Origin of the sequence: Proteus sp. G2674, assembly GCF_009915195.1 — a bacterium.
Taxonomy (GTDB): Bacteria; Pseudomonadota; Gammaproteobacteria; order Enterobacterales; family Enterobacteriaceae; genus Proteus; species Proteus mirabilis.
Genome location: NZ_JAABLS010000017.1, coordinates 1 through 12,875 on the forward strand (window position 1 = coordinate 1; position 12,875 = coordinate 12,875).

Genomic DNA, 12,875 nt, shown 5'->3' on the forward strand with positions numbered 1-12,875 from the left:
GCTGAAGCCAGTCGAAGATACCAGCTGGCTGCAACTGTTTATTAAAAACACAGCACTGTGCAAACACGAAAGTGGACGTATACGGTGTGACGCCTGCCCGGTGCTGGAAGGTTAATTGATGGGGTTAGCCGTAAGGCGAAGCTCCTGATCGAAGCCCCAGTAAACGGCGGCCGTAACTATAACGGTCCTAAGGTAGCGAAATTCCTTGTCGGGTAAGTTCCGACCTGCACGAATGGCGTAATGATGGCCAGGCTGTCTCCACCCGAGACTCAGTGAAATTGAACTCGCTGTGAAGATGCAGTGTACCCGCGGCAAGACGGAAAGACCCCGTGAACCTTTACTATAGCTTGACACTGAACATTGAGCCTTGATGTGTAGGATAGGTGGGAGGCTTTGAAGTGTGGACGCCAGTCTGCATGGAGCCAACCTTGAAATACCACCCTTTAACGTTTGATGTTCTAACCTAGGCCCATAAACTGGGTCGGGGACCGTGTCTGGTGGGTAGTTTGACTGGGGCGGTCTCCTCCTAAAGAGTAACGGAGGAGCACGAAGGTTGGCTAAGCATGGTCGGACATCATGCGGTTAGTGCAAAGGCATAAGCCAGCTTGACTGCGAGAGTGACGGCTCGAGCAGGTACGAAAGTAGGTCTTAGTGATCCGGTGGTTCTGAATGGAAGGGCCATCGCTCAACGGATAAAAGGTACTCCGGGGATAACAGGCTGATACCGCCCAAGAGTTCATATCGACGGCGGTGTTTGGCACCTCGATGTCGGCTCATCACATCCTGGGGCTGAAGTAGGTCCCAAGGGTATGGCTGTTCGCCATTTAAAGTGGTACGCGAGCTGGGTTTAGAACGTCGTGAGACAGTTCGGTCCCTATCTGCCGTGGGCGTTGGAAGATTGAGAGGGGTTGCTCCTAGTACGAGAGGACCGGAGTGAACGCACCACTGGTGTTCGGGTTGTCATGCCAATGGCATTGCCCGGTAGCTAAGTGCGGAAGAGATAACCGCTGAAAGCATCTAAGCGGGAAACTTGCCTCGAGATGAGTCTTCCCTGTCGCTTTAAGCGACCTAAAGGAACGTTTAAGACTAAGACGTTGATAGGCTGGGTGTGTAAGCGTAGCGATACGTTGAGCTAACCAGTACTAATGAACCGTGAGGCTTAACCTGACAACACCGAAAGTGTTTTGTCAGAGAGACGAAACAATAAAGTCAGCTTGTTCAAGATTGAATTACTGGCGACTTACCGAAAGGAAGGAAGCGAGTAATAGACAAGAATTTGCTTGGCGGCCATAGCGCGGTGGTCCCACCTGATCCCATGCCGAACTCAGAAGTGAAACGCCGTAGCGCCGATGGTAGTGTGGGGTCTCCCCATGTGAGAGTAGGGAACTGCCAAGCATTAAATTAAAGCCTTAATGTAAAAAGACATTAAGTGCGTAAAGAATAAGCGGAGCGGTAGTTCAGTTGGTTAGAATACCTGCCTGTCACGCAGGGGGTCGCGGGTTCGAGTCCCGTCCGTTCCGCCAACACATAAGAAAACCTAAGTCATTAGATTTAGGTTTTTTTTTGTTTAAAATTCAAAGTTGCTCACATTACCAGTGCTTATTTCATAATAATTCGCCATTAAAGCTATTTTTTACAAAAATAGTTACACTTATTTATCATTATATTCTTTAAAAAGGTGAGGGGAGATCCCAGCTTTGGTATACTAGATAGGTAGCAAGAGATCCTATTGGTTATCTGAGGTTGCTTAATGGCGAAAAAACCGACTTATTCAGTACGTTTTGTAGCAGGTCAACCTGTAGAAAGGATTGAACCTAGTCTACCTTTAGGCCAAATAGAAGAGATGCTACCGATTGGGATGCCACTATATACAGAAGGCACTTTAAAAATTGCTGTTTGGAATATTTACAAACAGCAACGGGTCAATTGGCGTAGTATGCTGGAAACGCTTGCCACCGATACTCAACTATTACTTTTACAAGAAGCGCAAACAACACCTGAATTAGTTCGTTTTGCGGGTAAAAACCATTTAATTGCTGATCAAGTTCCTGCTTTAGCCTTTCAACAGCACCCTGCGGGTGTTATGACCTTATCAAGTTCTCATCCTATCTATTGTTGCCCATTAAGAGAAAAAGAGCCTTTTTTAAGGCTTGCTAAATCTGCATTAATTACGGTTTATCCACTTATTACTGGTGAGCATTTAATGGTGATAAATGTACACGCGATCAATTTTAGTTTCGGTGTTGATGTTTATCAAAGACAATTAAACAGCTTATCGACTCATATCATCGATCATAAAGGGCCTGTTATTTTGGCGGGGGATTTTAACGCTTGGAGTCGTCCAAGAGTTAATGTGTTAAAGCGTTTTGCTAGAAGATTAAAACTTAAAGAAGTGATCTTTGAAAAGGATTTACGCACTCGCGCTTTTGGTAAGCCACTTGATTATATATTTTATCGTGGATTATCACTAAATAACGCGGAAATCTTAATTACAGATGCATCTGATCATAATCCTTTGGTGGCGACATTTTCTTAACTCGTGATGATTACATTCGTTAATATTAAAATATAAATATTTTAATATAATATGATTGTATTTATTATTGATTAGTATTATTACTCTATATTTAATTTATCTATCTATTTAATCTATTTGTTATATTAACTCGCTTTACTATACTTTTTTTGTCTATCTAATTCCCTACAAATATAGGAAATAATATGGCAACAAAAAATATAGTTATTATTGGCGGTGGTACGGGCGGTACTATTCTCGCTAATATCTTAGCTAAAAAGTTAAATGATGAAATATTTTCAAAAAAAATAAAAATTACGCTTATTTCAGATAATCCATACCATTATTACAAACCTGCATTTATGTATATTGCATTTAACCTTTTCTTAAAAGAAGAGTTAATGCGATCACAAAGAAGTTTATTAAGACCAGAAATTGAATTTGTTATAGATAAAGCTGAAAGTTTCGATTTTAATAATAAAACAGTTTATTGTTGTTCTAAGAAAAAATATCACTATGATTTTCTCGTATTAGCCACAGGATGTGTTCCTCGTCTTGATAGAATTGAAGGTTTAGCTGAAGCTGGAAATCATTTTTATCAATATGAAGCTGCACGAAAATTAGCAGATAAAATTGCTACCATTGAAAAAGGGCGTGTATTTATCACGGTAACTTTCCCTGAAACGCCAAATGTACCTCACCAATGTGGTATTGCGCCAATGGAAACAACCTTGATGCTGGATGAATTTTTACGTCAGCGACGGGTAAGAAGTAATATAGAAATTGTTTATACCTATCCTACTGTAGCTCAACTATTAAGAAATTGTCTTTTTATGCAGCAAGAAGTTTGTGAAGTACTTCCTGCGGTCTTTTCTGAACGAGATATCAAAGCAAAGCGTGGTTTTACATTAAGTCATGTTGATCCTGATAAGAAAATCGCCTATTCGAAAGAAGGAGAAGCAGAGCCTTTTGATATCTTAATGAGCACACCTCCTATAACAGCGGTAGAAGCCATTCGTAATACAGGATTAAGTGAATATAACAATGGTGAAGGCTGGCTACCGACCGATCCTGAAACATTACAGGTATATGGGTTAAATCAAGTTTATGTGTTAGGTGATACGGTTGATTTGCCTATTAGTAAGGCCGGTGGTAGCTGTCATAACCAAGCGGGGGTTATAGCTAATAATATTTGTGGTGAACTGCGTTATGGTTATCCGGCAGCAATTTATGATGGGCGAGTACAAGCTGTTGCCCAAATGGGATTATCAGCGGGTATGCCATTACAGTATGACTATAAACATGATGTTATTCCAACACCTCCAACAAAACTCGGTGGCATGTTACGTAACGGTTATAACCGGGGCTTATATTGGGCAACGGTCAGAGGATTATTGTAGGGGAATAAAATAATGAGTGAAAATAATTTAAGCCCAAATGAAAAACCGTTGTTATCTAATGAAGATAAAATTCATTTAGAACATTTATTAGAAAAAATAAGGCCTTTATTAGCATTAAAACGCCTAGATAATATTGTTGATTTATTATCTTTAGCCTCAGATACCGTCGATATTATGGATAACGCAACGGTAGAAAAATTGGCGGTTGCTTTTGAAGAAACATTAATTCCGGTTTGGGAATTAACTACGGCCTTTAATATGGCTAAAAAAGAATCTCTTTATCAGGATAAAAAATATACCTTAGGTGCGACTTTTTCATTATTAAAAAATCCTGACACCTTAAAAGGATTAACTATTGTATTAAGGACATTACAAATTATTGGGGAAAATAATCAGAAAATAGAAGTTTAATTAATGTCAAGGAGATATAATGACGCAAAGTAATAAGTGTTTTAATACTCAAGCAATACATTATGGCTACTCTCCGTTAGATTATCAGGGGGCATTGGTGCCTCCTGTTTTTCAAACGTCCACTTTTGCATTTCCCACGGCTCAATATGGTGCTGATTGTTTTGCTGGGAAAGAAAAAGGGCATTTTTATACTCGTATATCTAACCCTACATTGGATTTATTAGAAAAACGATTAGCTCAGTTAGAGCAAGGAGACGCCTCTGTTGTTTTTTCTTCCGGTATGGGGGCTATCACTTCAACATGTTGGTCATTATTGCAGCCAGGAGATGAACTCATTGCTGATATGACCGTTTATGGTTGTACTTTTACTTTCTTTAATCATGGGTTGGCTAAATTTGGTATCACTATCAAACATGTTGATTTAACCGATCCTGAAAAATTAGCCGAAGCAATTACAGATAGAACAAAGCTTATTTTCTTTGAAACACCGGCTAATCCTAATATGCGGGTTAGTGATATTGAAAAGATCGCTAATATTGCGCATCAACATGATGTTTTAGTCATGGTTGATAGTACTTACTGTTCGCCTTATTTACAAAAGCCACTAACCTTAGGCGCGGATATTGTCGTACATTCTATGACTAAATATTTATCAGGTCATGGTGATGTGATGGCGGGCGCAATTATCACTAATTATCAATTAGCAGATAAAATTCGCGTTGAGGGCTTAAAAGATATGACGGGGGCTTGTTTATCACCTCATGATGCAGCACTCGTCTTAAGAGGGATAAAAACGCTTAGCATTAGAATGGAAAAAATTTGCCATAACGCGCAGCTTATTGCGCAATTTCTTGAAAATCATCCTAAGGTGGCAACGATTTCATATCCCGGATTAAATTCTTTTCCTCAATATGAACTTGCCAAAAAGCAGATGGCGTTACCTGGTGGCATGATAAGTATGGAGTTGAATGGTGGAATAAAAGCTGGGAGAGAATTTCTTAATCGCTTAATGCTTTTTACTCGAGCGGTGAGTTTAGGTGATTGTGAATCATTGGCTCAGCATCCTGCGACTATGACTCATGCGACATACAGTGCACAAGAGCGTCAACGCCATGGTATTAGTGATGGATTAATTCGTTTATCAATCGGTCTTGAAGACGTTGATGATTTAATTGCTGATTTAACCCAAGCGCTAGCCTAATTGTATTGAGCGCAGATAATGGATAAAGAAAAGGCTGTGAATGACTCACAGCCTTTATTTTTCTTGATAACAGCAGATTATTTCTGCGTTATTCTTGGTTTGATACCAATATAGTAACCAACAGTTAAAATAGCCACCCATACTAACCCAACGATTAATGCCATTCGGGTTGATTCAAAGTAGCCTAAAATTGCTATCACAAATGCCATAAAAATAATGGTAATGGCGGGTGCTATTGGCCAAAATGGTACAGGGAATTTTAGTTTTTTCGCCTCTTCAGCACTCATTTGACGACGCATAGCCACTTGAGAAAGTAAGATCATCAACCAGACCCATACAGTGGCAAATGTCGCGATAGAGGCAATAAGTACGAAGATTTTTTCTGGGATAAGATAGTTAAGCACAACCCCTAATAATAGCACCACTGACATCACTAATACGGTCATCCAAGGTACACCGTTACGCGTCAGTTTCATAAAGGATTTAGGTGCTTGCCCTTCTTGTGCCATGCCGTACATCATGCGGCCAGCACCGAAAATATCACTGTTTATGGCAGAGATAGCGGCGGTGATCACCACAAGATTAAGAATGTTAGCGGCTGAATTGATACCCAGATTGGAAAAAATTTGTACAAATGGACTACCATTATGGCCAATTTGTTGCCATGGGAAGATGCACATTAAAATAAAAATGGTCAGTACATAGAATAGTAAGATACGAAATGGCACCGCATTGATAGCTTTAGGGATCGTTTTTTCTGGATCTTTAGCTTCACTGGCGGTAATACCAATAACCTCAATACCACCAAATGCAAACATCACAATGGCGAGTGAGGCAATAATGCCTTCTATACCATTTGGCATAAAGCCGCCAAACTCCCATAGGTTAGAAATACCAATTGGATGTTCTGTTTGCTGACCAAAGCCGTAGATCATTATGGCAACACCACCGATAATCATGGCAATAATCGCAGTCACTTTAACGATAGAGAGCCAAAATTCCATTTCACCAAATATCTTCACATGACATAAATTTAAGGCACCAATAAAACAGACTATGCCTAATACCCATATCCATTGGTCGACATCGGGAAACCAAAGTTTCATATAAAAACCAAATGCGGTGACGTCTGCAAGACAAACGATAAGCATTTCAAAAACGTAGTTCCAGCCAGTTAAAAATCCGGCTAATGGTCCCATATAATGGCTAGCATATTGTGAAAAAGAACCTGCCACTGGATGATGGACTGCCATTTCCCCTAATGCGCGCATAACCATAAATACTGCGGCACCACCAATAAGATAAGCAAGAAGTACAGCGGGGCCTGCTTTTTCAATCGCCGCGGCTGAACCATAAAAAAGCCCTGTCCCAATAGCAGAGCCTAGCGCCATGAAACGAATATGCCGCCCTGATAGTCCTCGTGAAAGTTTATTCTCTTTTTGCATCTAAAGTGTTTCCCATCTCTGTCCAACCGAAAAATCGGCTCTCTTTTTTTCAGTGTCTTTTCGCACGTTAGCTATCCAAAACAAAGCATGTACCTTATCATAAAGCCTCTTACGGTGAGACAGTTATCTGTAATAATCATCAGCATTCATTGGATATCAGAGTTTCTTATGCAATACCCCATTAATGAAGTGTTTCAAACCTTGCAAGGTGAAGGTGTTTTTACTGGCGTTCCTGCGCTTTTTGTTCGATTACAGGGATGCCCTGTAGGATGTAGTTGGTGTGATACCAAACATACCTGGGAAAAAGAAGAGAGCAAGAAAGTCCCTCTTGGAGATATTCCCATTAAAACACAAGAAAGTGATACTTGGGGTATAGCCACTGTCGAAGATATTTTATCACTTTTCCGGCAACAACGTTATAGCGCAAAGCATGTGGTGATAACGGGAGGGGAACCTTGCCTTTATGACTTACGTCCTTTGACGGAAGGCTTAGAAAAAGCAGGTTTTGATTGCCAAATAGAAACCAGTGGCACGCATGACATCCTCTGTAGTGAAGCAACATGGGTAACACTTTCGCCGAAAGTTGGTATGCGAGGTGGATTGAGTGTTTTATCTAGTGCGATTAATCGTGCCAATGAAATTAAACACCCTGTTGCTCGTGAAAAAGATATCGAAGCACTGGATGATTTACTGCGATTAAGAACTCAACAACCTATGGCGATCGTTGCCTTACAACCAATCAGTTGTAAAGAGAGTGCAACAGCGTTATGTATTAAAACCTGTATTGAGCGTAATTGGCGTTTTTCAATGCAAACACATAAATATTTAAATATCGCCTAGTGTGTCATTTATCGTTAAAAAAAATCAGCCTATGAGTGGCTGATTTTTTTAGGTGAAAATTACTCACCACGATAAATACATCCTGCGGTACATGTCTCTTTAACCATCACGGCGGATAACAGGGGGAGTGATGGTTTAACTTGTTGCCAAATCCATTTTGCCAGTACTTCGCTGGTTGGATTTTCTAAACCTTCAATGTCATTAAGATAATAGTGGTCGAGCCTATCAAGAGTCGGTTTAAATGCGGCTTTCACATCAGCAAAATCAATTAGCCAACCTGACTGCGCATCTACTTCACCAGTGATTTCTAATCTCACTAAAAATGAATGCCCATGTAAACGTCCACATTTATGGCCTTTGGGAACATGGGGTAAGTGGTGCGCAGCTTCAAACTGAAAATCTTTAAAGATGGTGGTTATCATCAAAACTCTCTTGACTTAAATAGTAAAAAAATACAGATAAAACGGTGTCTATTTAGTGTATCTGATTTAGTGTGTTACGCCTAATCGCTTAACCTTAGCGACTTATTATATTCTTTTTCGTTTATTCATTATATCGATAAAGGAAATCGGTAAATAAATTTAGTCTTTAAGGTTATTAGATAGAGCAAACCAGTCTTTAAGTCGTGCTCTGATCGTGCGATACCCTCATATTCATTAAAAAAGTCCAACCACAATAACAGCACCGATGCAGTGCAATGTTTTTTTAAGGCAGGATCGATGAGCAATCAACCCCCATTATTATCAATGCTTCCATTAACACAGGAGCAATTGAATAAATTACAGGATGTGACGAAAGACTTAACTCCAGCCCAATTTGCTTGGCTTTCTGGCTATTTTTGGGGGCAATTAAATCAGCATTCATCCACTAAAGATGAGCTGGTAAGTGTACAAAGTCAGGTTCCCCAACAAGAAACAATCACCGTGATATCAGCATCACAAACTGGCAATGCACGTCGTTTAGCTGAACAATTACGCGATAAATTGGTTGGTAATCAACTTAATGTTGAGCTCTATAGTGCGAGTGAATATAAATTTAAGCAGATCCACAAAACGACAACCTTAATTATTATTACCTCAACACAGGGGGAAGGTGAACCTCCTGAAGAAGCCATCACATTTTATAAATATTTGCACTCTAAAAAAGCCGCGCCAATGAAGCAAACGGCTTATGCTGTACTGAGTCTCGGCGATAGTAGCTATGAACATTTTTGCCAAGCAGGTAAAGATTTTGATCATCAACTGGCGCAACTTGGCGCGACCAGTCTATTAGAAAGATTAGATGCAGATGTTGATTATCAAGCTGACGCTGATAAATGGATAACTCAGCTGACTGATATTTTAAAAATACGTATACCTGAGCAAAATACTCAAGTATTACAACAAACACAATCAGGAACAACCGACAGTGTCGATACCGCACGCTACCATCGTGATGCACCTTTTAGTGCCACTTTATTAACTAATCAGAAGATCACCGGTCGACATTCAGATAAAGATATTCGTCATATTGAAATCAGTCTAGCAGGCTCTGAATTGCAATATCTTCCCGGAGATGCGCTAGGAGTATGGTTTAAGAATTCGGAAGAAAAAGTGGATGAGCTTATTACCCTATTATGGTTAACGGGGGATGAGCAGGTAAATGTTAAATCACAAACATTAACGTTAAAAGAAGCATTATTGCATCATGTTGAATTAACTCAAAATAGTGCACCAATTATTAAAGCGTATGCCCAATTATCCCGCCACGAAGAGTTATTATCGCTGGTGGCTGATAAAAGCAAACTTCAGCAATATGCGCAAACCTACCCAATTAATGAAATGGTACGTCAATATAGTGCGCAACCTAATGCTCAAGAGTTTATTGATATATTGCGCCCATTAACTCCACGCCTTTACTCCATCGCTTCATCACAACAAGAAGTTGATGATGAAGTTCATCTTACCTTAGGTGTTGTTCGTTATAACGTCGATCAGCGTGCTTATACAGGAGGTGCCTCAGGGTTCTTAGCTGATCAACTTCAAGAAGGCGATACAGTAAACGTTTTTATTGAACGTAATGATCATTTTCGTTTACCTGAAGATAATCAAGCCCCTGTAATTATGATTGGCCCGGGAACGGGGATTGCGCCTTTTAGAGGGTTTATGCAACAACGTGAAAGTGAAGGTGCGACGGGGAAAAACTGGCTCTTTTTTGGCAATCCTCATTTTGTAGAAGATTTTCTTTATCAAGTGGAATGGCAACGTTATGTCAAAAGCGGGTTGTTAACACGTATTGATTTAGCATGGTCGCGTGATCAAGCCGATAAAATTTATGTGCAAGATAAATTACGGGAACAAGGTCAGGAAATTTGGCAATGGTTACAGCAAGGTGCTTATCTCTACGTTTGTGGTGATGCATCAAGAATGGCTAAAGATGTTGAACAAACATTGTTAGAAATAGTAATGACCCATGGCAATAAAAATATTGAGCAAGCAGATGATTATTTAAGTGAGCTACGTTTAGCACGTCGTTATCAGAGGGATGTTTATTAAAATGAAATCACAAACTCAAGCGCCCTTAGTGGTTGAAGGAAAACTATCTGATAGTGAACGTATGAAAAAAGAGAGTAATTTCTTACGAGGCACTATTAGTGATGATCTACAAAATGGTCTAACCGGTGGTTTTGAGGGCGATAATTTTTTATTAATTCGTTTTCACGGTATGTACCAACAAGATGATAGAGATATTCGTGCCGAGCGTGCCCAACAGCTACTAGAGCCTCGTCATGCCATGATGTTACGTTGTCGTTTACCGGGGGGTGTCATCACACCAAAGCAGTGGCTAAGTATCGATAAGTTTGCCAGTGAAAATACGCTCTATGGCAGTATTCGTATTACTAATCGTCAAACTTTTCAATTTCATGGCATTTTAAAAGGTCATGTTAAACCAGCTCACCAAATGCTAGCGTCAACAGGCCTTGATGCCCTTGCAACCGCCAATGATGTCAATCGAAATGTGCTATGTACCTCAAACCCTGAACAATCTTCATTACATCAAGAAGCTTATGAATGGGCCAAAAAACTATCCGAGCATTTATTGCCACGCACCCATGCCTATGCAGAAATTTGGTTAGATAAAGAGAAAGTGGCGACAACAGATGAGGAGCCTATTTTAGGTGAAACCTATTTACCTCGGAAATTTAAAACATCGGTGGTGATCCCCCCTTATAACGATGTTGACTTGCATGCCAATGATATGAATTTTATTGCCATCGCAGAAAATGGGCATTTGGTTGGTTTTAATGTGCTAGTCGGTGGCGGCCTTGCGATGACCCATGGTGATAAAAAAACCTTTCCGCGTTTAGCTAGTGAATTTGGTTATATTCCTATTGATAAAACATTAGCAGTCGCTGAAGCGATTGTGACGACGCAACGAGATTGGGGCAATCGTACTGAACGTAAAAATGCCAAAACCAAATACACCTTAGAGCGCGTTGGTATTGAAACATTTAAACAGGAAGTTGAACGCCGCTCAGGCGTTATGTTTGATATGATCCGACCGTATCAATTTACTCACCGTGGTGATCAAATTGGTTGGTTAAAAGGGGTTGATAACAAATGGTATCTAACCTTATTTATTGAAAGTGGTCGATTAATCGATAAACCTAATGCGCCGTTAAAAACGGGGGTTGCTGAAATTGCCAAAGTGCATCTTGGTGATTTTCGTTTAACAGCTAATCAAAATTTGATTGTTGCTGGTGTCCCAGAGGCACAGAAAGAGCAGATTGAGGCGATAGCGCGTCAATATGGTTTAATTAATGATGAGGTTACACCGCTGCGTAAACATGCCATGGCGTGTGTTTCATTTCCAACCTGCCCATTAGCCATGGCAGAAGCGGAGCGTTTCCTTCCCGCATTTACCGACACCCTTGATAATATCATGGCTAAATACGGAGTCAGTGATGAGCATATTGTTGTACGTGTAACAGGGTGTCCTAATGGTTGTGGTCGTGCGATGTTGGCGGAAGTCGGATTGGTGGGTAAAGCCCCCGATCGCTATAACTTACATCTAGGAGGAAACCGCATTGGTACTCGCATTCCTAGAATGTATCGTGAAAATATTTCATCACAAGAAATCATTGAAATTCTTGATACTTTAATTGGTCAGTGGGCTATTTCACGTCAATCAAATGAAGGTTTTGGTGATTTTCTTATTCGCACTGATGTTATCAAACCCGTTGTTAATTCAGCCATTGATTTTTATGAAGTGCAGGAGGGGATATGAGTCGATTATCACTTTCTCAATTGGTGTTGCTATCGATTGAAGAGCAGCGACTGGCGCTTGATGAAATCAACCAACAATTAGAGCAAAAAACGGCGATAGAGCGGGTGATTTGGGCTTTAGAACATCTTCCTAACCAGTTCGTTTTAAGCTCAAGTTTTGGTATTCAAGCGGCAGTTTGTTTGCATTTGCTCACCAGACAATATCCCGATATACCTGTAATTTTGACAGATACAGGTTATCTCTTTCCCGAAACATATCAATTTATTGATGAATTAACCTCTTCACTACAACTTAATTTAAAAGTATATCGCGCTGAAATATCTTCATCTTGGCAAGAAGCACGCTATGGCAAGCTTTGGTTGCAAGGGATTGAAGGTATCGAACGTTATAACCAAATAAATAAAGTTGCGCCAATGGAAAGGGCATTAAAGGAGTTACAGGCGAAGACATGGTTTGCAGGGCTACGACGCCAGCAATCCAAAAGTCGAGAGCATTTACCTGTTTTATCTATAGCGAAAGGTATTTTTAAGTTACTACCGATAGTCGATTGGGATAATAAACAAATTTATCAATATCTTAAACAGCATAATTTACCTTACCATCCATTATGGGAACAAGGTTATCTGTCTGTGGGTGATACGCATACGACACGCAAATGGCAAGAGGGAATGAGTGAAGAAGAGACGCGATTCTTTGGCTTAAAACGTGAGTGTGGATTACACGAATAATATTATTCATTATTAATATCGCTATTTATTTTGAGTGGGCAATAGAGTCATCTGTTGCCCTCTTTGCCG

General features: G+C 40.1%; 10 protein-coding genes, 1 tRNA gene and 2 rRNA genes. 11 read left to right on the forward strand and 2 right to left on the reverse strand.

The window, feature by feature from the left end:
- From GWI58_RS07420 to GWI58_RS07450, 7 genes are all read left to right on the forward strand, one after another.
- Positions 1 to 1,167: ribosomal RNA gene (locus tag GWI58_RS07420) — 23S ribosomal RNA — on the forward strand; the annotation flags it as partial.
- A gap of 112 nt (positions 1,168 to 1,279) precedes the next feature.
- A 5S ribosomal RNA gene (rrf, locus tag GWI58_RS07425) occupies positions 1,280 to 1,395 on the forward strand.
- 51 nt (positions 1,396 to 1,446) lie between these two features.
- Positions 1,447 to 1,523: transfer RNA gene (locus GWI58_RS07430), tRNA-Asp, on the forward strand.
- A 227-nt stretch (positions 1,524 to 1,750) separates the two neighbouring features.
- Positions 1,751 to 2,536: an endonuclease/exonuclease/phosphatase family protein gene (locus tag GWI58_RS07435; RefSeq protein ID WP_049217985.1), complete on the forward strand. Its 786-nt coding sequence runs from the start codon at positions 1,751 to 1,753 to the stop codon at positions 2,534 to 2,536.
- A 185-nt stretch (positions 2,537 to 2,721) separates the two neighbouring features.
- On the forward strand, positions 2,722 to 3,915 hold the full coding sequence (locus GWI58_RS07440) for an NAD(P)/FAD-dependent oxidoreductase (protein WP_004250259.1): 1,194 nt from the start codon (positions 2,722 to 2,724) through the stop codon (positions 3,913 to 3,915).
- 12 nt (positions 3,916 to 3,927) lie between these two features.
- Positions 3,928 to 4,326: a hypothetical protein gene (locus tag GWI58_RS07445; RefSeq protein WP_004248702.1), complete on the forward strand. Its 399-nt coding sequence runs from the start codon at positions 3,928 to 3,930 to the stop codon at positions 4,324 to 4,326.
- Positions 4,327 to 4,345: 19 nt separating this feature from the next.
- Positions 4,346 to 5,527 (forward strand): methionine gamma-lyase, encoded by a 1,182-nt coding sequence (locus GWI58_RS07450; RefSeq protein ID WP_094960194.1) that lies wholly within the window; start codon positions 4,346 to 4,348, stop codon positions 5,525 to 5,527.
- A 77-nt stretch (positions 5,528 to 5,604) separates the two neighbouring features.
- Here GWI58_RS07450 and GWI58_RS07455 read toward each other — a convergent pair whose 3' ends face one another.
- Entirely contained in the window at positions 5,605 to 6,972 is a 1,368-nt protein-coding gene (locus GWI58_RS07455; protein WP_004248701.1) for an amino acid permease, read from the reverse strand.
- A 168-nt stretch (positions 6,973 to 7,140) separates the two neighbouring features.
- On the opposite strand from GWI58_RS07455, the gene queE reads away from it, so the two are divergent.
- Positions 7,141 to 7,812 carry a 7-carboxy-7-deazaguanine synthase QueE gene (gene queE, locus GWI58_RS07460; RefSeq protein ID WP_004248700.1) on the forward strand — a complete coding sequence of 224 codons (672 nt, stop codon included), beginning with the start codon at positions 7,141 to 7,143 and terminating at the stop codon, positions 7,810 to 7,812.
- 59 nt (positions 7,813 to 7,871) lie between these two features.
- On the opposite strand, the gene queD is transcribed toward queE, so the two are convergent.
- Positions 7,872 to 8,237, reverse strand: coding sequence for a 6-carboxytetrahydropterin synthase QueD (gene queD, locus GWI58_RS07465; RefSeq protein ID WP_168713146.1), 366 nt, complete (start codon positions 8,235 to 8,237; stop codon positions 7,872 to 7,874).
- Between the two features lie 294 nt (positions 8,238 to 8,531).
- Between queD and cysJ the strand changes: the two genes are divergently transcribed.
- The 3 genes from cysJ to GWI58_RS07480 are packed head-to-tail and all read left to right on the forward strand — an operon-like array spanning position 8,532 to position 12,806.
- Positions 8,532 to 10,346 (forward strand): NADPH-dependent assimilatory sulfite reductase flavoprotein subunit, encoded by a 1,815-nt coding sequence (gene cysJ / locus GWI58_RS07470; protein ID WP_094960193.1) that lies wholly within the window; start codon positions 8,532 to 8,534, stop codon positions 10,344 to 10,346.
- Position 10,347: 1 nt separating this feature from the next.
- Positions 10,348 to 12,078, forward strand: coding sequence for an assimilatory sulfite reductase (NADPH) hemoprotein subunit (cysI, locus tag GWI58_RS07475; RefSeq protein WP_172409596.1), 1,731 nt, complete (start codon positions 10,348 to 10,350; stop codon positions 12,076 to 12,078).
- Positions 12,075 to 12,806, forward strand: coding sequence for a phosphoadenylyl-sulfate reductase (locus GWI58_RS07480; protein ID WP_004244358.1), 732 nt, complete (start codon positions 12,075 to 12,077; stop codon positions 12,804 to 12,806). Before cysI ends, GWI58_RS07480 begins: the two co-directional genes overlap by 4 nt.
- Positions 12,807 to 12,875 lie beyond the last annotated feature (69 nt).